The sequence below is a fragment of the Ornithinicoccus halotolerans genome (genome assembly GCF_009602535.1).
GTDB classification, from domain to species: Bacteria; Actinomycetota; Actinomycetes; order Actinomycetales; family Dermatophilaceae; genus Ornithinicoccus; species Ornithinicoccus halotolerans.
Window position 1 is genome coordinate 1 of the sequence record NZ_WIQI01000045.1, and the last position, 21,749, is coordinate 21,749.

Sequence of the window (21,749 nt, forward strand, 5' to 3'; positions counted from 1 at the left end):
CACGAGCACCGGCACGCCCCACCACACCGCCGGAGGCGACGATCACCTCGGCCGGCTGCCCCGGTGAGACGACGAGCGCGCCAGCGGCCTCCCGCTCCAGCACCAGCCGCTCGGCCGCGGCGCGGTCGGCGACCGGCGTCACCTCGAAGGCGTCCGCACCGGCCTGCTGCGCCAGCTGGTCCTGCAGCTGGGTCGAAACCGGCGCCGGGGCCGCTACCGCCAGCGGGAGCTCCCGCGGCCCGGCCTGGGTCAGCGGCCACGCGAACGCCGAGACCACGAGGGCGACCAGCGCAGTCACCCCCAGGACCGGCCCGAGCAGCCGCGCCCACGCCGGGACCGGCCCGTGCCGTCGTCCGGCACCGCCACGCTGGTCGGTGCTGCTGCGGCCGCCCTCCGGCCGGGCAGAGCTGGCCCGGTCGGCCTCGTCGTCGTCGTCCGGGCGGGCGGCACGGTCCCGGCCGGTCTCGAGGTCGTGCTCGTGGTCGTGCTCGTGGTCGCCGTCGTGCTCGTGGTCGCCGCGCCGGCCGGCGGCGGGGGTGGTCGTCGTCATGAGTCTGCTCCGTTCTAAAACGAGTGATCGTTCGTTATGCACGAGCATGGCCGCCTGGCGTCACGCCTGTCAAGAACGATCATTCGTTTTTATGCTTGGTAGGGTGCGCGCATGCCTCGCGTCACTGCTGAGCACCGGGCCGCCCGGCGGGAGCAGATCCTCGTCGCCGCCATGGACTGCGTGGCCCGGGAGGGCTTCCACAAGACGACGATGGCGCACGTCGTCTCGGCCTCCGGGCTGTCCGCCGGCGCGGTCTACGGCTACTTCCGCAGCAAGGAGGAGCTGATCTCGGCGATCGCCGACCGGGCGGTCGGGATGGTGGGTGGCGTGTTCGCGCGGGCGGCGGGCCAGGAGGCGGTGCCCTCCCCCGCCGAGGTGGTCGAGCGGGTCGCCGCCTCGATCGAGGCGCAGGCCGCCGACCACGGGGTCGACATCACCCGGGTGGCGGTCGCCGCCTGGGCGGAGGCGGTGCGCGACGAGCAGGTCCACACCGTGGTCGCGGCCAAGGTCGGGCAGCTGCGGGAGCGCTGCCTCGAGATCATCCGCCTCCAGCAGCGCGCGGGCCTGGTCGACCCCGGGGGCGACCCGCACCAGATGGCCCAGGCCATGCTCGCGCTGTTCCCGGGGTTCATCCTGCAACGCCTCATCCTCGGCGACGTCACCTCCGCGTCGCTGGGCGCGGGCGTGGCGGGGCTCACCTACGGGCCGGCCGCGACGCCGGCCGCCGACCACACTGGAGGGTCATCGTGACGTTTCTGCTGCTGGGTATCGCGATCGTGGCCGAGGTGGCCGGCACCAGCCTGCTGCGTGCCACCGAGGGGTTCACCCGGCCGCTGCCGACGCTGGGGTGCCTGGGCGCCTACCTGGTGGCGTTCTACACCCTGGCGCTGGCGCTGCAACGGGGGCTGCAGGTGGGCGTGGCCTACGCGCTGTGGGCCGGCATCGGCACCGCCCTGATCGCCGCGATCGGCGTCGCCGTGCTCGGCGAGCCGCTCTCGGCGACCAAGGTCGTGGGCCTGGTCCTGGTGGTCGCCGGCGTGGTGGTGCTCAACCTCAGCGGAGCCCACTGACCAGCCGCGGAAGACCCCCGCGTCGTGGGCCGCGGGCACAGGGCCGTTGACTCCCTCCTCGAGCGAGCCGGGTCTGCCGACGCTCAGTCGTTCACGTACCCATCGCAGTTGGCCAGGTCGTCGGCCGAGCCCTTGACGAAGATCACGTGCCGACCGTCGGGGCGCTGCCCCGGCTCCCCCAGGTGGACGTTGACGTGCAGCGGGTGCTGCCGGTTCGCGGCGAACTCGTCCGCGTGCGGCAGCTGCACGTACTTCTCGCCGCCGTGCTGGGAGAGCACGGCGCACTGGCCGTTCCCCAGCAGCAGCACGTGGGTGTGGTCGGCCATGGCCGTGCCGGCGGCGCCGACCACGGCGAGCCCGGCGAGGCAGGACGCGGCCAGCAGCCGCCTACCGGTGGTGTTCATGGCATTCCCTCCAGGTGGTGGTGGTTCTCCTCGACGGCGGGCAGGTCTCGCCCGGTCCGCCACTGCGACCGTAGGACCGGTGGCGCTCGGCCGGCCATACGCACAGGTGCGTATGGCGCCGAACTTCGTGGCGGCTCGCGCCCCCGCTGTGCTTGACTAGCCCTGCCGGCGAGGGGTCCGCCGGCGGGAAGGGACACCATGGCCGAGACGGCATCGGCACCGGCGCGCGCGCCCGAGGGGGCGACCGAGCCGGTGCTCCGCGTGGAGGGACTGGTCCGCCGCTACGGGGACCTGACGGCGGTGGGCGACGTGTCGTTCACCATCGCCCCCGGCGAGACCTACGGTCTGCTGGGGCCGAACGGCGCCGGCAAGACCACCACCATCTCCATGGTCGCCGGCCTGCTCCCGGCCGACGCCGGCACCGTGACGCTGGCGGGAGAACCGATGGGGCCACGGCACCCGGCCGCGCGACGGCACCTGGGGCTGGTGCCGCAGGAGCTGGCGATCTACCCCGACCTGACGGCGCGGGAGAACCTGCGCTACTTCGGCCGGCTGCAGCGGCTGCGCGGGGACCAGCTGCGCCGGCGGGTCGACGAGGTGCTGGAGCTGATCGGGCTGGCCGACCGCGCCAACGACGCCACCAAGGAGTTCTCCGGCGGGATGAAGCGCCGCCTCAACATCGGCATCGGGCTGCTGCACCAGCCGCTGCTGCTGGTGCTGGACGAGCCCACCGTCGGGGTGGACCCGCAGTCGCGGCACGCGATCCTGGAGTCGGTCGCGGCGCTCTCCGGCGAGGGCATGTCGGTGCTCTACACCACGCACTACATGGAGGAGGCCGAGCGGCTCTGCGACCGCGTCGGCATCATCGACGGCGGCACGCTGCAGGCCGAGGGCACCCGTGACGAGCTGGTGCGGCTCACCGGCGGCGTGGACCACGTCCGGGTCAGCGGCGAGGGCGACCTGACGACGACGGCCGCGGCCCTGCGGGAGCTGCCGGCCGTGCAGCAGGTGGACGCCGACCGGCAGGGGCTGTCGCTGACCGTGCGCGACGCCCCCACCGCGATCGCGGCCATCGTCACCACCGCGACCGGCGCGGGCATGACGCTGCGGGACGTGGAGGTCTCCCGGCCCGACCTGGAGTCGGTCTTCCTGCACCTGACCGGCCGCGCGCTGCGGGACTGACCGGTGGGCGCCCTTCTCACGATGACCTGGACGGACCTGCGCCAGCGGGTCCGGGACCGCTCGGTCCTGGTCTTCGCGATCGTCGTGCCGCTGGCGCTGATGACGGTCTTCAACTTCGTCTTCGCCGACCTCGAGCAGCCCACCCCGGGGCCGGTCACGGTAGCGGCGGCCGCACCGGAGGGCGACCCGCTCGCCGCCGTGCTGGTCGACACGCTGCGCGGCCTCGAGGAGTCGGCGGCGGTGCCGGTGACGGTGGAGACGGCCGAGGCGGAGGCGGTGCCCGAGGCGGTCGAGTCCGGCGAGGTGGACCTGGGCCTGGTCGTGCCCGAGGGGTTCGGCGCCGCGGTGCGCGCCGGCGAGCCGGTCTCGGTGGAGGCGATCGAGGGAGAGGACGCCGGCATCGGCGGGCAGGTCGTGATGGCGGTCGTGCACGCCAGCCTCGAGCGGTTCGCCGCGGGGACGGTCGCCGCGACCGCCGGCGCCCAGGCCGGCCTCTCCCCCGGCGAGCTGGCCGCGGTCGCCGAGGAGGCCGCGACCGGCGGCCCGCAGCACACCCTGGTCGCGGGTGAGGCCGCCGACGAGCAGCTCGGCCCGTCGGCGTCGATGGTGGCTGGCCAGGCCGGGCTGTTCCTGCTGTTCACGGTGAGCTTCGGGGTGCTGGGCCTGGTGGCCGAGCGAAAGCAGGGCACCATGGCGCGGCTGCGGTCGATGCCGATGAACCCGGCGCTCATCGTGCTGGCCAAGGCCATGGTGAGCCTGGTGCTGGGCATCGTGGCGACCACCGTGCTGCTGACGGCCGGGAGCCTGCTGTTCGGGGTCGACTTCGGCTCCCCGGTCGCGGTGGCGGCCGTGATCGTCGCGGCGGTGGTGGCCACCACGTCGCTGATGCTGGTCGTCGCCCGGGTCGCCCGCAGCGAGGAGCAGGCCGGCATCGCCTCCTCGATCCTCGCGCTGGTGCTGGGCATCAGCGGCGGCGCCTTCTTCCCCGTCAGCGGACCCGGGCTGCTGGGCCAGCTGATGGACCTGAACCCGGTCGCCGCGTTCACCCGCGGGCTGGGCATCACCGCCGGGGGCGGCGGCGTGGCCGACCTCGGCGCGCCGCTGCTGGTGCTGGCCGGGTTCGCGGTGGTGATGGTGCTGGTCGCCCGGCTGGTGCCCGACCGGGAGGAGACGGTATGAGCGCGCTCCGTGGGGGGCAACCGGTGCTGGCGGTGGCCGCGGTGGAGCTGCGGCGGTTCCTGCGCGACCGGTCCAACATCTTCTTCGTCTTCATCTTCCCGCTGATGCTGGTCCTGGTGCTGGGGCTGCAGTTCGGCGGCGGCTCCGACGGCGGCCGGGTGACGCTGGGCACCGACGACGGCGTCGAAGGCAGCCAGCTGGTCACCCAGCTGGAGGCCGAGCTCGCCGAGCAGGACGTCACCGTCGAGCACGCCAGCACCGACCAGGCACTGGAACGGGCGGCCCGGGGACGCACCGGCGTGGCCGTGCTGCTGGACGCCGACGACGCGAGCAGCTACGAGGCGGGCCGAGCCGTCGAGGTGTCGATGGTGGCCGCCTCGCAGAGCGGGTCGCTGGCGGTGCAGGAGCGGGTGCGTGCCGCGGTCAGCACGCTGCAGGTGCGGCAGGGCCAGCTGCAGGCGCTGGTCGAGCGGGGGCTGGACCCGACGGTGGCCCGGGAGGCGCTCGCGCAGGCCGAGGCGGAGGTCGCCACGCCCACCCTGCAGGTGGCCACCGACGACGAGCTCGGGGAGCAGTTCGCCGGGCTGGGCCGCTTCGACCTCGGCGCCTCCGGGCAGCTGCTGCTGTTCACGTTCCTGGCCACCCTCGCCGGCTCCTCCACCCTCATCGACGCCCGCCGGCTCGGCGTGATCACCCGCACGGTGGCCGCGCCGGTCACGGCCGGGCAGGTCCTGCTCGGCCAGGTGCTGGGCCGGTTCGCGATCGGGATGTTCCAGGGCGGCTACATCGTGCTGGCCACGGCGCTGATCTTCGACGTCGACTGGGGCTCGCCGTGGCTGACGCTGCTGGTGCTGGCCGTCTTCGCCCTGGTCGCGGCCGGCGCGGCGATGCTGATGGGCTCGCTGATCGACCACGAGGGCACGGCCGTGGGCGTCGGCGTCGGCGCGGGCCTGGTGCTGGCCGCGATGGGTGGCTCCATGATGCCGCTGGAGCTGTTCCCCGAGACGATGCGCAGCATCGCCAACCTCACCCCGCACGCCTGGGGCTACCAGGCGTTCGCCGAGATCCAGCGCCACGACGGCGGGCTGCTGGACGTGCTGCCGCAGCTCGGCGTGCTCGCCGCGATGGCCGTGCTGCTGCTCGCGGTCGGGTCCTGGGCGCTGCGCAGGAGCCTGTCCCGGGCCATGTGAGCCGCAGCCCGGACGGCCGCTCCCCGGTGCGGAAGTCCGCAGTCGCCCGGCTGGCCCACCCGGCGCTGACCGCCGCACCGGTCCCGCGCGCCGGGGTGTCCGGCGAGCCAGCACGGCCCGGAGCGGGGAAGCGCATACGATCACAGGCGATCCCGCACCCCTGGAGGAGAGCACCCGCATGGCCCGCCGCACCCGCACGTCCGGTCCGGACCTGTTCGACGTCGAGGAGAAGATCATCGACGTCGACGTCCAGGAGGAGATGCAGGGAGCCTTCCTCGAGTACGCCTACTCGGTCATCTACTCCCGGGCGCTGCCGGACGCCCGCGACGGGCTGAAGCCGGTCCAGCGCCGGATCCTCTACGGGATGAACGAGCTGGGGCTGCGGCCCGACCGCCCGCACGTGAAGTCCTCCCGGGTCGTCGGCGAGGTGATGGGTAAGTACCACCCGCACGGTGACGGCGCGATCTACGACGCGCTGGTGCGGATGGCGCAGCCGTTCACGATGCGACTGCCGCTGGTGGACGGGCACGGCAACTTCGGCTCCCTCGACGACGGGCCGGCGGCGAGCCGCTACACCGAGGCCCGGCCGGCCCCGGCGGCGCTGCTGATGACCACCTCGCTGGCCGAGGACACCGTCGACTACGTCCCCAACTACGACGACCAGCTGTTCCAGCCGGACGTGCTCCCCGCCGCCTTCCCGAACCTGCTGGTCAACGGCGCCTCCGGGATCGCGGTGGGGATGGCGACCAACATGCCGCCGCACAACCTCACCGAGGTCATCGGCGCCGCGCGGCACCTGATCGCGCACCCCGAGGCGACGCTGGATGACCTGATGCGGTTCGTGCCCGGGCCGGACCTGCCGTTGGGCGGCAGGATCGTCGGGCTGGACGGGATCCGGGACGCCTACGAGACCGGGCGCGGCTCGTTCCGCACCCGCGCCACCGCCCGGGTCGAGAACGTCACCCCCCGCAAGAAGGGCATCGTGGTGACTGAGCTGCCCTACCTGGTGGGGCCGGAGAAGGTCATCGAGAAGGTCAAGCAGCTGGTGCAGTCCAAGAAGCTGCAGGGCATCTCCGACATCAACGACCTCACCGACCGCAGCAAGGGGCTGCACCTGGTCATCGAGATCAAGAACGGGTTCAACCCCGAGGCGGTGCTGGAGAAGCTGTACAAGCTCACCCCGATGGAGGAGAGCTTCGGCATCAACAACGTCGCCCTCGTCGACGGCCAGCCGCGCACGCTCGGGCTCAAGGGCCTGCTGCAGGTCTACCTCGACTTCCGCACCCAGGTGGTGCGGCGGCGCACCCAGCACCGGCTGGACCGGAGGCGCGACCGGCTGCACCTGGTCGAGGGGCTGCTCATCGCGATCCTGGACATCGACGAGGTGATCCAGCTGATCCGCGGCAGCGACGACGCCGCGACCGCCCGCGACCGGCTGATGCAGGTGTTCGACCTCACCGAGGTGCAGGCCGGCTACATCCTGGACCTGCAGCTGCGGCGGCTGACCAAGTTCTCCCGCATCGAGCTGGAGGCCGAGCGGGACGAGCTGCAGCGGGAGATCGAACGGCTCACCGCGCTGCTGGAGGACGAGCGGCTGCTCCGGGAGCTGGTCTCCGACGAGCTGGCCGAGGTGGCCCGCGAGCACGGCACCCCGCGACGGACCGTGCTGCTGGAGTCCGCCGGCGCCCCGGCCGCTACCAGCACCCCGCTGGAGGTGCCCGACGACCCGACGCTGGTGCTGCTGTCCTCGACCGGGCTGCTGGCCCGCACCCCCAACGGCGACCCGCTGGGTAGCGGCGGGGCGCGCCGCAAGCACGACGTGGTCACCTCGGCGGTGCCCACCACCGCCCGCGGCCACGTCGGCCTGCTCACCTCCGCCGGGCGGCTGGTGAGGGTCTCGGCGCTGGAGCTGCCGACGCTGCCGGCCACCAACGGCCAGCCCACCCTCTCCGGCGGGGCACCGCTGGCGGCGTTCGTCGACCTGCCCGCCGGCGAGGAGCCGCTCGCGCTGTGCCGGCTCACCGGCGAGGGCCCGGGACTGGCGCTGGCGACCCGGCAGGGCGTGGTCAAGCGGGTCAACCCCGACTACCCCGCCAACCGGGACGGCTTCGAGGTCATCTCGCTCAAGGACGGCGACCGGGTGGTCGGTGCCGTCGAGCTGACCACCGGCGAGGAGGAGCTGGTCATGGTCAGCTCCGACGCCCAGCTGCTGCACTTCAGTGCCTCGCTGGTGCGCCCGCAGGGCCGGTCCGGTAGCGGCGTGGCCGGCATCAAGCTCGCGCCCGGGGCCCAGGTGGTCGCCTTCCACACCGTTGACCCCGCCGCCGAGAACGTGGTGGTGACCGTGGCCGGTACCGCGAGCGCGCTGCCGGGCACCGAGGCAGGCAGCGTCAAGGTCACCCCGTTCGGCGAGTACCCCGCCAAGGGACGCGGCACCGGCGGGGTACGCTGCCACCGGTTCCTGCGCGGCGAGGACGCCCTGGTGCTGGCCTGGGCCGGCCCGGCGCCCGCACTGGCGGCCTCCGCCAACGGCGTGCCGGTCGACCTGCCCGACGCCACCGGGCGCAGGGACGGCTCCGGCACTCCGGCTGCCGCGCCGATCGCCCGGGTGGCCGGCGGCCGCTGACGCGCCGGGGCCGGCCCGCGCGCGCAGGCGCGGGTCAGCTCCTCGCCGCGGTGACCTGAGCCATCGGCTTGCCAGGGCGCCGGGGATACGGTGTGCTGCATGTCAGGCCCCCGGGCCCGCGATAGAGCCTGCCGAGCGCCCGGACGCCGCCGTGACCGAGCGAGAGGTGGAGCACTATGCCCGAGTTGTTCATCGACGGGACCTGGCGGGACGCCGCCGACGGTGGGACCCGCACCATCGTCTGCCCCGCCGACGGCACCGAGGTAGCCACGGTCGCCGAGGCCACCGCCGAGGACGCCGAGGACGCGGTGCTGGCGGCCCGTCGCGCGTTCGACGCCGGTGAGTGGGCCGCTACCCCGGTGCAGGAGCGGTCCGCGCTGCTGCGGGCGTTCGCCGACAAGCTGGAGGCCGACAAGGCCGAGGTCGCCCGGCTGGAGTCGCTCGACACCGGCAAGCGCCAGGTCGAGGCCGAGATCGACATGGACGACATCATCGCCGTCTTCCGCCACTTCGCCGACGTCGCCGGCAGCGACGCCGGCCGCGTCATCGACACCGGGCTCGGGCACGTCTCCAGCCGGGTGGTGCACGAGCCGGTCGGCGTATGCAGCCTGATCGCGCCGTGGAACTACCCGCTGCTGCAGATGTCGTGGAAGATCGCGCCGGCGCTGGCGGCCGGCAACACCTTCGTGGCCAAGCCCAGCGAGCTGACGCCCTCGACGACCATCTGGACGGTGCGCACGCTGCACGAGCTCGGCCTGCCGGCCGGCACGGCCAACCTGGTGCTGGGCGCCGGCGGCACCGTGGGGCCCTCGCTGACCGAGCACCCGGCCGTCGACCTGGTCTCCTTCACCGGCGGCGTCGTCACCGGCCGGCGGATCATGGCCGCGGCCGCCCCCACCGTGAAGCGCATCGCCCTCGAGCTCGGCGGCAAGAACCCCAACGTGATCTTCGCCGACGCCGACCTGGAGGCGGCGATCGACAACGCGCTCACCGCGATCTTCCTCGACTCCGGCCAGGTCTGCTCGGCCGGCGCCCGGCTGGTGGTGGAGGACTCGGTGCGCGACCAGGTCGTCGACGAGATCGTGCGCCGGGCCGGCGCCATCACCCTGGGCGGCCCGTTCGACCCCGACGCCGAGACCGGCCCGCTGATCAGCGGCGAGCACCGGGAGAAGGTCGAGGCCTACGTGGCCCGGGCGGTCGAGCAGGGCGCCGAGGTGCGCATCGGCGGCGCCCGCCCGGACGACCCGGAGCTGGACCAGGGCTTCTTCTACCTGCCGACCGTGCTGGACCACTGCAGCGCCGACATGGACTGCATCCAGGACGAGTCGTTCGGTCCGGTGCTGACCGTGGAGACCTTCGCCGGCGAGGACCGGGACGCCGCCGAGGACGCCGCGGTCGCGGTCGCCAACGACACCATCTACGGGCTGGCCAGCGCGGTGTGGACCGAGAACGCCGGCCGCGCCGAGCGGGTGGCGCGCCGGCTGCGGCACGGCACCGTCTGGATCAACGACTACCACCCCTACGTCCCGCAGGCCGAGTGGGGCGGCTACAAGCAGTCCGGCATCGGCCGCGAGCTGGGCCTGGCCGGCCTGGAGGAGTACCGCGAGAGCAAGCACATCTGGCACAACACCCGACCCGCGCCGGCGGGGTGGTTCCGCCGCTGAGGAGCGGCGCGCCGCTACCCCACCCCGCCCGTCCGCCCGGCCCGCAGCCGCGGCACCGCCCAGCTCCTGCCGGGCTCCCTGACTCCCTGTCCGCTCACCACCGCAAGGAGATCCCGATGCCCGGAGAGAACCGGCGCTACGACTACGTGATCGTGGGAGGAGGCTCGGCCGGGTCGGCCCTGGCCAACCGGCTCAGCGCGGACCCCGGCACCCGCGTGCTGGTGCTGGAGGCCGGCCGGTCCGACGTGAAGCTGGACCCGTTCATCCACATGCCGGCGGCGCTGCCGTACCCGATCGGCAGCCGCCTCTACGACTGGAAGTACGAGTCCGAGCCGGAGCCGCACATGCACGGCCGGCGGGTCTACCACGCCCGCGGGAAGGTGCTCGGCGGGTCCAGCTCCATCAACGGCATGATCTTCCAGCGCGGCAACCCGATGGACTACCAGCGCTGGGCCGCCGATGCCGGGATGGAGCAGTGGGACTACGCGCACTGCCTGCCCTACTTCAAGCGGATGGAGACCTGCCTGGCCGGCGTCGACGCCTGGCGCGGCGGCTCCGGGCCGCTGGTGCTCGAGCGCGGCCCGGCCACCAACCCGCTGTTCGGGGCGTTCCTGGAGGCGACCCAGCAGGCCGGCTACCCGCGCACCGACGACGTCAACGGCTACCGGCAGGAGGGGTTCGCCCCGTTCGACCGGAACGTGCATCGGGGCCGGCGGCTGTCGGCGTCGCGGGCCTACCTGCACCCGGTCAGGCACCGGCGCAACCTGGACATCGAGACGCTCGCCCACGTCACCGGCCTGCGCCGGCAGGGGAACCGCGTGACCGGGGTCGACTACGTGCGCGCCGGCCGGCTCCACCGGTCCGTGGCGGCCGGCGAGGTGGTCCTGTGCGGCGGGGCGTTCAACTCCCCGCAGCTGCTGCAGCTGGCCGGCATCGGTGACGCCGAGCAGCTGCGGTCGGTGGGCATCGACCCGCTGGTGCACCTGCCTGGCGTCGGTGCCAATCTGCAGGACCACCTGGAGGTCTACATCCAGCACGAGGCCACCCAGCCGGTGTCGATCGGCCCGTGGCTGAAGCACCGCCACAAGCCACGGATCGGCGCCGAGTGGCTGTTCCGCCGCGCCGGCGTGGGGGCATCCAACCACTTCGAGGCCGGCGGCTTCATCCGCAGCAACGACGACGTCGAGTACCCGAACCTGATGTTCCACTTCCTGCCGATCGCGATCCGCTACGACGGCTCCCGGCCGGCCGCCGAGCACGGCTACCAGGTCCACATCGGGCCGATGTACTCCGACGTGCGCGGCTCCCTGAAGGTGCGCTCGACCGACCCGTTCGAGAAGCCCGAGATCCGGTTCAACTACCTCTCGACCGAGAACGACCGGCGCGAGTGGGTCGAGATGGTGCGGGCGGCCCGCAACATCCTGGAGCAGCCGGCCTTCGCCGCGTTCAGCGGCGGGGAGCTCTCCCCCGGCCCGGGCGTGCAGACCGACGAGGAGATCCTGGACTGGGTCGCCCGTGATGCCGAGACCGCCCTCCACCCCTCCTGCACCGCCAAGATGGGCTCCAGCGCGGACGAGACCGCGGTCGTCGACCCGGCCACCATGCGGGTCCACGGTGTCGAGGGGCTCCGGGTCGTCGACGCCTCGGTGTTCCCCTACGTCCCCAACGGCAACATCTACGCCCCGGTGATGATGGTGGCCGAGAAGGCCGCCGACCTGATCGCGGGCAACACGCCGCTGCCGCCGGCGGACGTGCCCTGGTACCGGCACGGGAGCGGGGCGCCGCTCTACCCGCCCGGTGACCCGCGCAACGAGGCCTGGGACACCGCTACGGAGGTCCCCAGCGCCGCCCGGGCCAACCCGGCCCCGGGCCCCGCCATGCGGCAGGGCGCGCGCACCGACGTGCCGACCGACCGGACGGGGCACCCGGCATGAGCGCCTCGACCGAGACCCGCGGCCAGCACCCGCCGCAGCATCCCGAGCCGGTGCAGCCCGGGGTGAAGCTGCCGGTCGCTGTGGCGTCGGCCGTCGGCGTGCTGGCGATGGCGATCTGGGGGCTGGTCGCCCCCGAGTCGGCCTCCGCCGTCATCGGCGAGGCCGTCGGCTGGACCTCCAACTGGTTCGGCTGGTTCTACATCGCCCTCGCCACCGGCGTGCTGGTGTTCGTGCTGTTCCTGGCGGTGAGCCGCTACGGCAACGTCAAGCTCGGCCCGGACCACTCCAAGCCGACGTTCAGCACGTTCTCGTGGGCGGCGATGCTGTTCGCCGCCGGTATCGGCACCGACCTGATGTTCTTCTCGGTGGCCGAGCCGGTCGCCCAGTACCTCGCCCCGCCGGTCGGTGAGCCCGAGACGGTCGAGGCCGCCCGGGAGGCGACGGTGTGGACGATGTTCCACTACGGCATCACCGGGTGGGGCATGTACGCCCTGATGGGGATGGCGCTGGCCTACTTCGCCTACCGGCGCCACCTGCCCCTGGCGGTCCGCTCGGCCCTGTACCCGATCTTCGGCAGGCGGCTCGAGGGCCCCCTCGGTCACGGCGTCGACACCGCGGCGGTGCTGGGCACCATCTTCGGGGTGGCGACCAGCCTGGGTATCGGCGTGGTCCAGCTGAACTTCGGGCTCAACCTGCTGTTCGGGATCCCCGAGGGCGTACCAGCCCAGGTGGGGCTGATCGTGCTGGCCGTCGTCATCGCCGCCGTGTCCGCCACCACGGGTGTCGACCGCGGCATCCGGCTGCTGTCCCAGCTCAACGTGCTGCTGGCCATCGGGCTGGCCGCGTGGGTGCTGGTCACCGGGCGGACCACGTTCCTGATCAACGCCGCCGTCATGAACGTCGGTGACTTCGTGCGCACCTTCCCGGCGCTGACGATGGAGACGTTCGCCTTCGAGCAGCCGACCGAGTGGATGCAGGGCTGGACGCTGTTCTTCTGGGCCTGGTGGATCGCCTGGGCGTCCTTCGTCGGGCTGTTCCTGGCCCGCATCTCCCGCGGCCGCACCATCCGGCAGTTCGTCGCCGGCACGATGATCATCCCGTTCAGCTACATCGTGATGTGGGTCTCGATCTTCGGCAACAGCGCCCTGGACCGGATCCGCGGCGGCGACGCGGCGTTCGGCGAGCTGGCGATGAACACCCCCGAGCAGGGCTTCTACACGCTGCTGCTGGACTACCCGGGCGCGATGTTCATCGCGGGCGTGGCCACCTTCGTCGGGCTGCTGTTCTACGTCACCTCCGCCGACTCCGGCGCGCTGGTGATGGCGAACCTGTCCTCCCGGCTGCCGACCGTCCACGACGACGCCGCCCCGCCGCTACGCATCGCCTGGGCGGTCGTCACCGGCCTGCTGACCATGGCGATGCTGCTGGTCGGCGGGATCGAGGCGCTGCAGTTCGCCACCATCATCATGGGGCTGCCGTTCGCGTTCGTGATGGTGCTGGTCATGGTCGGCCTCTACCGGGCGCTGCGTGTCGAGGGCCATCGGGCCGACAGCGGCCGGTCGAGCCTGCCGACGATGCTGTCGGCCCGCGGCGGCAGCACCGCGGCCGACGCCGCCGGCGCCGAGGCCGGCTCGCACCGGAACTGGCGCGCGCGGCTGGGCCGGGTGACCAACTTCTACACCGTGCCGCAGGCCGTGGAGCACCTGGAGCAGGTGGTCGAGCCCGCGCTGCGGTCGGTCGCGGCCGAGCTCACCGAGCGGGGCGTCGCCGCGCAGGTGGTGCGCGACGCCTCCGCCGGTGTCGAGGGCGGCGACGAGGTGAGCAGCACCAACGTGCACCTGTCCACCGACGACGATCCCCACCCGTTCATCTACCGCGTGGAGCTAGAGGAGGCGGCGGTGCCCTCCTACGGCGGCCGGATGGCCCGGGGCCGGGACACGTACGCCGTGCTGCAGGTCCACCTGCAGGGCGGCGGCCAGGGCTACGACGTGATGGGCTACGGCGAGCTGCAGCTCATCCACGACTGCCTGGACCGGTACGAGGAGCACCTGGCGTTCCTGCGGCTGAACGAGGCCGAGCCGACCTCCTGAGCAGCGGAGTGCCTCGCTCCGGCCGTCGCCAGCGCCCCTGTTCGGCGGCCCGCAGTTGTCCGCGCCGCCCGCTGGACCGGGCCGGGCTGCGAGCAGCGCCTTCTCGCGGCAGGGTGGTGGGAGCCGGACCACGACGGACCCGACCGTGAGGAGGCGACATGGCAGACAACACCGTCGAGGACGAGCTCTGGGAGGAGTTCCACTCGCTGGTCAACATGAGCTCGGCCGAGCTGCAGGCGTGGCTGGCCACGCAGGACTCCGCGGAGGCGACCGAGGCGCTGCCCGACCAGGCCGGCGACGAGCGGTCGCAAGCGGTGCTGGACATCCTGCGGAAGCGGCGCACCGACCTGACCACCGGCGACGTCGAGGTGATGCGCTCGGTCACCTGGGAGATCCGGACTGCCCGCGGCCAGGAGCCGGAGCCCACCGCCGGTGACGAGGAGTGGCGGCGCCGGCTGATGTCCATCGGACACGACCCGCTGCGCGAGGTGGGGAGCTGACCCGCCAGGGCGACCCGGCTGCGGGCAGCCGGCGTCCGGCCCTCCGGTACCAGCCGGCGAACAGCGCCAGCGCGAGCACCAGCTCCGCGCCGTCGCCCCCGTAGTACATGAGCTGGGCGGCCTCCTGCAGGTCGCGGGGAGCCTGCCCGCTCCCCGGCGGCCACGCCCCGGCCCGCGCGTAGAGCAGCTTGGCCAGCACGGCGTGCCCGGCCGCGGCCAGCAGCAGTCCTGCGGCCCGCACCGCCGTGCCGGGCCGGCGAGGTGCCGGGTCCGGCCCGGCCACCGCCCAGGCGAACAGCGCCCCTGAGGCCAGGAAGTGCGCGTGCACCCCGTGGTGCACGGCCGGGTGCTGCAGCGTGGCCGCGTAGAGCGGCGTGGTGTAGAGCAGCCACAGGCCGCCGGTCACGAGCGCGGCCGCCGCCAGCGGATGGCCGAGCACGTGCACGGGCCGGCTCCGCAGCAGCCGCGTCACCCGACGCCGGAGGTTGCCACCGGGCGTGGCCCCGCCCAGCAGCAGCGTGACCGGCGCGGCCAGCACCAGCGCCAGCGGCGCATACATCCCCAGCAGCAGGTGCTGGACCATGTGGGCCCGCGGGTCGGCGTGCCCGGCCGCGGCCAGCGGCGGGGCGAGCGCCGCGGCGACCAGCAGCAGGCCGAGGAGCCAGCTGCCGGTGCGCCAGCGGCTCCAGGCGCGGGTGCGCCGGTGCTGCCACCGGGTCACCCCGAGCAGGTACAGCGCCGCAGGGAGGGCCACCAGCGCCGGCAGGAGCCACCCGGCGGCGCCCGCGTCACCGTGCGTCACGCTGCCTCACCGCGGGCCTCGCGCTGCCGCACCGTCCGCTGGCGGGCCCCGCCGCGCCCGCAGCACCAGCAGCAGACCGGCCAGCAGCAGCACGGCCCCGGTCAGGTTCCAGGCCAGGTCGTAGGGCAGCAGCTCCACGTCGTAGCGCACCTGGTGCAGCCGCAGCACCTTGTGGTTGACCAGCCCGTCGAACAGCTGGAAGCCGCCGGCACCGGCGAGGAAGCCTCCCCAGGCGGGCACCGGGCGGACCAGCCCGCGGCGCCACAGGTCGGCCAGCCAGAAGCCGCCGGCGACCAGCAGCACCAGCTCGGCGGCGTGCAGCAGCCCGTCCGAGGCCAGCCCGACGGCGGTGCTGTCCCTGTCGTAGAAGTGGTGCCAGCCGAGCAGCTGGTGGAAGACGATCTCGTCGACCGCGGCCATGATCCCCACCCCGACCACCGCGCTGGCGCGGGCCACCGGCCGGCCCGCTGCTGGCCATCCCGGGCGGCTGCCCTCGGCAGCGGGAGTGACCATGGCGCCTCCTCTTTCCCTGGGCTGCTCACGGTAGGCGGCCCGAGGCGGCACCGCACGGGCACGGCTGGTGCCGGTGCGCCGCCGGTCAGCTCCGCAGCGCGGCCGAGCGCTCCTGCAGCTGGCGGCGGGCGCGCGCCCGCGAGAACAGCACGCCCGCCAGCCCGATCAGGACCAGCGGCGCGAGCGTGACCGCGAAGGCGAGCCGGAAGTCGTCCAGCCCGTAGCCACCGCCGCCCGCGGACAGGTCGAGCACCACCCCGACCATCAGCACCGCGACCACGGAGGCGGAGTAGCCGCCCACGTTGACCAGGCCACTCGTCGTGCCCAGCCAGGCGTGGGGCACCCCGGTCCGGGCGAAGTCGAAGCCGACGGCGCAGGCGGCCGAGCCCAGCCCGCAGGCGATCATCAGCGCGACCAGCACCCAGGTGGGGCGCGGCGTGTCCGGGACCAGCACCAGCAGCCAGACCAGCACCTGCACCGCGGTCACGCCGATGATCAGGTTCGACCGCTGCCGCTGGAAGCGGCCCACGAACAGCCCGATACCGACACCCAGCAGCACGCCGGAGACGGCGATGAGGCTGAGCAGGCGGCCGGCGGCGGCCTCGCTCCAGCCCTGCCCGGCGACCAGGAACGGCAGCCCCCACAGCATGAGGACCGTGTTCGGTGCCACGAGGGTCACCATGTGGGTCGAGAACCCCAGCCAGGCGCCGGGGCTGCGGCTGATCCCCGCCAGCTGGCCCCAGACGCCCACCTCGGCGTGCTCGGAGGGACTGGTGGGCGCCTCCTCGCGCAGCGTCAGCAGCGCCAGCACGATCATGAGCACCCCGGTGCCGGCCAGCGCCAGGTAGGCGGCCGTCCACCCCCCGACCAGCATCAGCCCGAGGAACGGCACCGCCGACACGATCTGGCCGAGCTGACCGAGGATGCCGGTGAGCTGGGTCATCAGCGGCACCCGCGGCGACGGGAACCACAGCGGCAGCAGCCGCAGCACCGAGATCAGCGTGGCAGCGTCACCAAGCCCCACCAGGATCCTGGCCACCAGCGCGAGCGGCACCGTCTCGGCGGTGGCCATGAGCACGTGGCCGGCGGTGATCATCGCTGCGCCGCCGGCGATCATCGCCCGGCTGCCGACCCGGTCGAGGACCAGCCCGGCCGGGATCTGGCCCGCGGCGTACACGGCCAGCTGCACCACCGCGAAGGTGGACAGCACCGAGGCGTCGACGCCGAACCGGTCCAGCGCCTGGGCGCCGGAGGCGCCCAGCGAGGTGCGGCCGGTGACCGCGACCAGGTACGCCCCGAGGCCGACCAGCCAGGGCAGGTACCGCGGGCTCAGTGGTTATCCCTCGGGATGCCCATCGTCTGGGCCACCCGCTGGTAGGCGACCGCCGGCTTGAGCACCATGCCCTCGGAGAACTGGTCGACGATGGCGCGCTGGATCTCCTGCCACGGCGTCTGCGACGGCGGCACCGGGAAGCCGCCGGCCTCGGCCAGGTCCCGGATGCGGTGGCTGAGCTCCTCGTCGCTGATGAGCACGTCGGCCCGGCCGTTGGCCAGGTCGATGCGCACCGTGTCCCCGGTGCGCAGCACCGCCAGTCCCCCACCGACCGCCGCCTCGGGCGCGGCGTTGAGGATGGACGGGCTGCCGGAGGTGCCGGACTGACGCCCGTCGCCGACGCAGGGCAGGTGGTGCACGCCCTTCTTGATCAGCTCGGCGGGCGGCTGCATGTTGACCACCTCGGCGCCGCCGGGGTAGCCGAGCGGGCCGGTGCCGCGGATGAACAGCACGCTGTTCTCGTCGATGCCGAGCGCGGGGTCCTCGATACGCTCGTGGTAGTCCTCCGGCCCCTCGAAGACGACGGCCTTGCCCTCGAAGCAGTTGGGGTGCTCGGGGTCGGACAGGTAGCGGCGGCGGAAGTCCTCGGAGATGACCGAGGTCTTCATGATGGCGCTGTCGAAGAGGTTGCCGGTGAGCACCACGAACCCGGCGTCGGGCAGCATCGCGTTGTCGAAGCCGCGGATCACCTCCGGGTCGGCGGAGCGCGCCTCCCGGCAGTTCTCCCCGATGGTGCGGCCGTTGGCGGTCACCGCGTCCTCGTGGATCAGGCCGTGCCGCATCAGCTCGTTGACGACGGCGGGCACCCCGCCGGCGCGGTGGTACTCCTCGCCGAGGTACTCCCCCGCCGGCTGCAGGTTTACGATCAGCGGCACCTCGAAGCCGACCTCCTGCCAGTCGGCGACCTCCAGCGGCACCCCCATGTGGCGGGCGACCGCGCCCAGGTGGATGGGGGCGTTGGTGGAACCGCCGATGCCGGAGTTGACGCGGATGGCGTTCTCGAACGCCTGCCGGGTCATGATGTCGGAGGGCTTGAGGTCCTCGTGCACCATCTCCACGATCCGCCGGCCGGTCCGGTAGGCGGCTCGCGCCCGGTCCCGGTGCACGGCCGGGATGGCCGCCTGGCCGGGCAGGCTCATCCCCAGCGCCTCGGCCAGCGAGTTCATCGTCGAGGCGGTGCCCATGGTGTTGCAGTGTCCCGGCGAGGGCGCGCTGGAGGCGACCAGCTCCACGAACTCGGCCTCGTCGATCTCACCGGCGGCCAGCATCTCCCGGGCCTTCCACACGATGGTCCCCGAGCCGGTGCGCTCGCCGTTGTGCCAGCCGTTGAGCATCGGGCCGCCGGAGAGCACGATCGCGGGGATGTTGACGGTGGCCGCGCCCATCAGCAGCGCCGGGGTGGTCTTGTCGCAGCCCGCGGTCAGCACCACGCCGTCGATCGGGTACCCGTAGAGGACCTCGACCAGCCCCAGGTAGGCCAGGTTGCGGTCCAGCGAGGCCGTGGGCCGCTTGCCCGTCTCCTGGATCGGGTGCACCGGGAACTCGAAGGCGATCCCGCCGGCCTCCCGGATGCCCTCCCGGGTGCGCTCGGCCAGCTGCAGGTGGTGCCGGTTGCAGGGCGCCAGGTCCGACCCGGTCTGGGCGATGCCGATGATCGGCTTGCCCGACTGCAGCTCGTCCCGGGTCAGCCCCCAGTTCATGTACCGCTCGATGTAGAGCGCGGTCATGCCCGGGTTGTCCGGGTTGGCGAACCACGCCTGGCTGCGCAGCCGGCGGGTTCCCTGCCCGGCGCGGCCGCCGGCGGCCTCCTGCGCAGCGGCCGGGTCGGTCGGGCCGGTCCCGCCGCGGGGGTCGTCCTCCTCGGGTGCGCCGCCGTAGCCGCCGTCCCTGGTGCGCTGGTCCACGTCTCCTCCTCGGTGTCGTGCCGCCGCCTGGCCGGCGGGCGGGTCGTGTCGCTGGTCGGTCGTCGCCGCTACCCCGCGACCGGGGCCGGGGCGAGCCGGTCCGGGTCCTCGAGGCCCTCGATCCGGTCGAGGGCCTGCTGGGTGTCGGCCATGTGCTCGCTCATCCGCGCCCGCGCCGCCTCGCCGTCACCGGCGACGACGGCACGCAGGATCTCGGTGTGCTTCTCGATCGCGCGGTCGCGCATCGCGGCGGTCGTGGAGGTCGCCACGCGGACCTCCTCCAGCAGCGCCCGCACCGGCTGCAGCAACCCGGTGAGGAAGGGGTTGCCCGCGGCCGCGGCCAGCGTGTCGTGGAAGGCCACGTCCGCGGCCGAGAAGCCGGCGACGTCACCGCCTTCGTGGGCCTGCCGCATCCGGTCGACGGTCCCCCACAGCGCCGCCAGGTCCTCGGCGCTGCGCCGCTGGGCCGCCAGGCCCGCGCCACCCACCTCGACCAACGACCGCGCCTCGGTCAGCTGCCGCGCGGCCTGCGCCAGTGCCCCAGGCCGGTCCAGCCGGGCGTGCAGCAGCGAGGGGTCCAGCACCGACCAGTGCTCGGGCGGGTTCACGAAGGTGCCGCGGCCCTGCTCGACCCGCAGCACTCCCTTGTCGCGCAGCACCCGCACCGCTTCGCGCAGCGTGAGCCGGCTCACCCGGGCGTCCTCGGCCAGCTCGCTCTCGCGGGGCAGCCGCGCGTCCACCGGGTAGCGGCCCTCCCGGATGCTCTCGAGCAGCCGGGCCACCACCGTGTCGGCCAGTGCGGTCCGCCCGCTCATGGTCACCTCCCGGCTCGGTGCGGCGGGGCTTGTCGCCCGCGATGGCCGACTATTCGTCTGACCTCTGATGGAGGCACTCTAGCGTCCGCGCCGAGTGCGTCAATGGTCCGACGCCCCGGCTGCCGCCGACGGCCCCCCGCGCCAGCCAGCAAGCCAGGATGGAGGTCACAAAAGGGTCACGGAACAGGCGTGCCCCGGGCCGACATGCGAAGGTGGCCTTGTCGCTGCCGAATGGCCACGGCGAGACATTTGACCTCAGACACCCCGGCGGGCAGCATGCCGCTACCGGCCGGGTCACCCGCCCCACGACCCCCGCCCCCCACCCAGCACCAGCACCAGCACCAGCACACGACCGGAAGGCACCGTCGCCATGAGCCGCGCCACTCGGCCCGCCGCGGGGTTCCGGCGCGCCCTCGGCCACGGCTGGCTCAACGACCCGTTGGGCCTGCTGCTGCTGCCGTTCCTGGGCTGGTTGGCGGTGACCGGGCTGGTGCTGTTCGTCCAGCTGCAGCTGGGCGGTGGGCTGTGGATGCCGCTGCTGGCGGCGCACACCTATGCCGGGCTGGTCGTGCTCCCGCTGGCGGCCGCCAAGGGACTGGCCGGTGCACGCTCCGGGCTGCGCCGGCTGCGGCAGCCGGGCCGGCGCGGGCTCGGCCCCGGCCAGGCGCTGACCGGGGCCGCCCTGGTGCTGGGCCTAGCCCTGCTGCTGGGCAGTGGGCTGCTCATGGTCGCCAACGTCCCGGACGCCGGCTGGCTCAAGACCGTCCACGCCTGGTCGGCGCTGCTCACCGCGGTGCCGGTGGCCGCCCACCTGGTCCGGTACCTGCGCCGGTCCCACCGGGTCACCAGGCAGGTGATGGCCCGGGCCGAGCCGGGCACCGCCGCGGCGGGCGTGGGCCCGGCCGCCACCAGCGCCTCCCGGCGCGGGGTGCTCGCGCTGGGCGCCGTCGCCCTCGGTGGCTGGGCGCTGCTGCGCGGCGGCCGGACCGTGCTGGAGAGCCGGCAGGCCGCCGGCCCCAACGACTTCCCGGTCACCCTCACCGCCGCCGGGCCCGACCAGCCGGACCCGGGCAGCTGGCGGATGCGGGTCACCGGCGACGTGGCCACCCCGCTGGAGGTGGGTCTGGAGGAGCTGCGTGCCGGACCGGTCGAGCGGCACCGCTACAGCCTGGACTGCGTGCTCGGCTGGTCGGCCACCCGCACCTGGGGCGGGGTGCCGATGCAGGAGCTGCTCGACCGTGCCGGCGCCGGGCAGGAACTGCTGAGCGTGGTGGTGCGCAGCACCACCGGCTACGAGGTCGCGCTGCAGCCGGCGACCGTCCGGGACCGCCGCACGCTGGTGGCCTGGGAGGTCGACGGCGTCGACCTGACCGCCGAGCACGGGTTCCCGGCCCGCGTGATGGCCCCCGACGTCATCGGCGAGTACTGCGTCAAGTGGATCGACAGCCTCACGGTGGTGACCGCGTGAGCCGCCCGGTGCCCACCCTCCTCGTCGTCGCCGCCGCCGGAGTCACCGTGCTGCTGCTGGTCCGGGTCGAGGCCCCCGGTGACCTCGGCCGCTGGAGCACCGCCGCGCTGCCGGGCGAGCCGGTGCTGGCGGTGGTCGACACCGGCGGGGCCGTGGTGGCCGGCGGCCGCTCCGGCCTGGCCGTGCTGGACGGCGGCGCTGCCGGTAGCGACCCGCTCGCCGGCGCCGAGCACCCCACCCCCGCCCCCGTCCAGGCGCTGGCGACCAGCGACGGCCGGATCTGGGTGGGGACCGAGGACGGGCTCGGCGAGCTCACTGAGGACGGGTACCGGCCGGTGGACCTGCCGGCTGCCGGCGAGGGCGTGCAGGCCCTGCACGCCGCCGCCGACGGGACGCTGCTGGTGGGCACCGCCAGCGGCCTGCACCGGATCGACCCCGTCGCCGGCCAGGCCACCCGGCTGTGGCCGGCTCCCGGGGAGCCCGGCCAGCGCGTCGACGCCGTGCTGGCCGTCGACGGTGCCGCGC

Annotated in this window: 18 protein-coding genes and 1 pseudogene; 12 read left to right on the forward strand and 7 right to left on the reverse strand. The window is 73.9% G+C overall.

Translation table 11 applies throughout. From position 1 onward, the window contains the following. Positions 1–550: pseudogene (locus GFJ45_RS09305) on the reverse strand (hypothetical protein); the annotation flags it as partial. 111 nt (positions 551–661) lie between these two features. Here GFJ45_RS09305 and GFJ45_RS09310 point away from each other — a divergent pair. Further along, positions 662–1,300, forward strand: a complete 639-nt coding sequence (locus GFJ45_RS09310) for a TetR/AcrR family transcriptional regulator (RefSeq protein ID WP_153396463.1) — start codon at positions 662–664, stop codon at positions 1,298–1,300. Beyond that, positions 1,297–1,620, forward strand: coding sequence for a DMT family transporter (locus GFJ45_RS09315; protein WP_153396465.1), 324 nt, complete (start codon positions 1,297–1,299; stop codon positions 1,618–1,620). The genes GFJ45_RS09310 and GFJ45_RS09315 overlap by 4 nt, the downstream gene beginning before the upstream one ends. A gap of 83 nt (positions 1,621–1,703) precedes the next feature. Here GFJ45_RS09315 and GFJ45_RS09320 read toward each other — a convergent pair whose 3' ends face one another. Next, complete coding sequence (locus tag GFJ45_RS09320) at positions 1,704–2,024, reverse strand: hypothetical protein (protein ID WP_153396467.1); 321 nt, start codon at positions 2,022–2,024, stop codon at positions 1,704–1,706. A gap of 198 nt (positions 2,025–2,222) precedes the next feature. On the opposite strand from GFJ45_RS09320, the gene GFJ45_RS09325 reads away from it, so the two are divergent. The 8 genes from GFJ45_RS09325 to GFJ45_RS09360 all read left to right on the forward strand — a co-directional run bounded on the left by GFJ45_RS09325 (position 2,223) and on the right by GFJ45_RS09360 (position 14,389). Then, positions 2,223–3,206 carry an ABC transporter ATP-binding protein gene (locus tag GFJ45_RS09325; protein WP_153396469.1) on the forward strand — a complete coding sequence of 328 codons (984 nt, stop codon included), beginning with the start codon at positions 2,223–2,225 and terminating at the stop codon, positions 3,204–3,206. Positions 3,207–3,227: 21 nt separating this feature from the next. Further along, entirely contained in the window at positions 3,228–4,385 is a 1,158-nt protein-coding gene (locus tag GFJ45_RS09330; RefSeq protein ID WP_153396471.1) for an ABC transporter permease, read from the forward strand. Next, positions 4,382–5,575 (forward strand): ABC transporter permease, encoded by a 1,194-nt coding sequence (locus tag GFJ45_RS09335; RefSeq protein WP_153396473.1) that lies wholly within the window; start codon positions 4,382–4,384, stop codon positions 5,573–5,575. Before GFJ45_RS09330 ends, GFJ45_RS09335 begins: the two co-directional genes overlap by 4 nt. A 178-nt stretch (positions 5,576–5,753) precedes the next feature. Then, positions 5,754–8,201 (forward strand): DNA gyrase/topoisomerase IV subunit A, encoded by a 2,448-nt coding sequence (locus GFJ45_RS09340; RefSeq protein ID WP_153396475.1) that lies wholly within the window; start codon positions 5,754–5,756, stop codon positions 8,199–8,201. Positions 8,202–8,377: 176 nt separating this feature from the next. Next, the gene (locus GFJ45_RS09345; protein WP_153396477.1) at positions 8,378–9,865 is read left to right on the forward strand and encodes an aldehyde dehydrogenase family protein; all 1,488 of its coding nucleotides are present in this window, start codon (positions 8,378–8,380) and stop codon (positions 9,863–9,865) included. 116 nt (positions 9,866–9,981) lie between these two features. Next, positions 9,982–11,799 carry a choline dehydrogenase gene (gene betA, locus GFJ45_RS09350; protein WP_153396479.1) on the forward strand — a complete coding sequence of 606 codons (1,818 nt, stop codon included), beginning with the start codon at positions 9,982–9,984 and terminating at the stop codon, positions 11,797–11,799. Further along, positions 11,796–13,889, forward strand: a complete 2,094-nt coding sequence (gene betT / locus GFJ45_RS09355; RefSeq protein WP_153396482.1) for a choline BCCT transporter BetT — start codon at positions 11,796–11,798, stop codon at positions 13,887–13,889. The genes betA and betT overlap by 4 nt, the downstream gene beginning before the upstream one ends. A gap of 158 nt (positions 13,890–14,047) precedes the next feature. After that, positions 14,048–14,389, forward strand: a complete 342-nt coding sequence (locus GFJ45_RS09360) for a DUF3140 domain-containing protein (RefSeq protein WP_153396484.1) — start codon at positions 14,048–14,050, stop codon at positions 14,387–14,389. Here GFJ45_RS09360 and GFJ45_RS09365 read toward each other — a convergent pair. The 5 genes from GFJ45_RS09365 to GFJ45_RS09385 form a co-directional block, all read right to left on the reverse strand. Next, positions 14,271–15,191 (reverse strand): cytochrome c oxidase assembly protein, encoded by a 921-nt coding sequence (locus GFJ45_RS09365; protein WP_153396486.1) that lies wholly within the window; start codon positions 15,189–15,191, stop codon positions 14,271–14,273. The genes GFJ45_RS09360 and GFJ45_RS09365 overlap by 119 nt on opposite strands. Positions 15,192–15,197: 6 nt before the next feature. Continuing rightward, complete coding sequence (locus GFJ45_RS09370) at positions 15,198–15,704, reverse strand: DUF2243 domain-containing protein (RefSeq protein ID WP_153396488.1); 507 nt, start codon at positions 15,702–15,704, stop codon at positions 15,198–15,200. 85 nt (positions 15,705–15,789) lie between these two features. Then, positions 15,790–17,037, reverse strand: a complete 1,248-nt coding sequence (locus tag GFJ45_RS09375) for an MFS transporter (RefSeq protein ID WP_153396490.1) — start codon at positions 17,035–17,037, stop codon at positions 15,790–15,792. Next, positions 17,034–18,941 carry an IlvD/Edd family dehydratase gene (locus tag GFJ45_RS09380; protein WP_228386773.1) on the reverse strand — a complete coding sequence of 636 codons (1,908 nt, stop codon included), beginning with the start codon at positions 18,939–18,941 and terminating at the stop codon, positions 17,034–17,036. The genes GFJ45_RS09375 and GFJ45_RS09380 overlap by 4 nt, the downstream gene beginning before the upstream one ends. A gap of 68 nt (positions 18,942–19,009) precedes the next feature. Then, on the reverse strand, positions 19,010–19,756 hold the full coding sequence (locus tag GFJ45_RS09385; protein ID WP_153396492.1) for a FadR/GntR family transcriptional regulator: 747 nt from the start codon (positions 19,754–19,756) through the stop codon (positions 19,010–19,012). Between the two features lie 370 nt (positions 19,757–20,126). Here GFJ45_RS09385 and GFJ45_RS09390 point away from each other — a divergent pair, with 370 nt between their 5' ends. Next, positions 20,127–21,224 (forward strand): molybdopterin-dependent oxidoreductase, encoded by a 1,098-nt coding sequence (locus GFJ45_RS09390; protein WP_153396494.1) that lies wholly within the window; start codon positions 20,127–20,129, stop codon positions 21,222–21,224. Next, a partial coding sequence (locus GFJ45_RS09395) for a hypothetical protein (protein ID WP_153396496.1) occupies positions 21,221–21,749 on the forward strand: 529 nt, incomplete at its 3' end. The genes GFJ45_RS09390 and GFJ45_RS09395, both read left to right, overlap by 4 nt.

Bases quoted from the DNA above. Each gene is read 5' to 3' on its own strand.
- betT (WP_153396482.1), top strand. From the start codon at position 11,796: ATGAGCGCCTCGACCGAGACCCGCGGCCAGCACCCGCCGCAGCATCCC.
- GFJ45_RS09310 (WP_153396463.1), top strand. From the start codon at position 662: ATGCCTCGCGTCACTGCTGAGCACCGGGCCGCCCGGCGGGAGCAGATC.
- GFJ45_RS09390 (WP_153396494.1), top strand. From the start codon at position 20,127: ATGAGCCGCGCCACTCGGCCCGCCGCGGGGTTCCGGCGCGCCCTCGGC.
- betA (WP_153396479.1), top strand. From the start codon at position 9,982: ATGCCCGGAGAGAACCGGCGCTACGACTACGTGATCGTGGGAGGAGGC.
- GFJ45_RS09360 (WP_153396484.1), top strand. From the start codon at position 14,048: ATGGCAGACAACACCGTCGAGGACGAGCTCTGGGAGGAGTTCCACTCG.
- GFJ45_RS09335 (WP_153396473.1), top strand. From the start codon at position 4,382: ATGAGCGCGCTCCGTGGGGGGCAACCGGTGCTGGCGGTGGCCGCGGTG.
- GFJ45_RS09370 (WP_153396488.1), bottom strand. From the start codon at position 15,704: ATGGTCACTCCCGCTGCCGAGGGCAGCCGCCCGGGATGGCCAGCAGCG.
- GFJ45_RS09340 (WP_153396475.1), top strand. From the start codon at position 5,754: ATGGCCCGCCGCACCCGCACGTCCGGTCCGGACCTGTTCGACGTCGAG.
- GFJ45_RS09325 (WP_153396469.1), top strand. From the start codon at position 2,223: ATGGCCGAGACGGCATCGGCACCGGCGCGCGCGCCCGAGGGGGCGACC.
- GFJ45_RS09385 (WP_153396492.1), bottom strand. From the start codon at position 19,756: ATGAGCGGGCGGACCGCACTGGCCGACACGGTGGTGGCCCGGCTGCTC.
- GFJ45_RS09330 (WP_153396471.1), top strand. From the start codon at position 3,228: ATGACCTGGACGGACCTGCGCCAGCGGGTCCGGGACCGCTCGGTCCTG.
- GFJ45_RS09345 (WP_153396477.1), top strand. From the start codon at position 8,378: ATGCCCGAGTTGTTCATCGACGGGACCTGGCGGGACGCCGCCGACGGT.
- GFJ45_RS09320 (WP_153396467.1), bottom strand. From the start codon at position 2,024: ATGAACACCACCGGTAGGCGGCTGCTGGCCGCGTCCTGCCTCGCCGGG.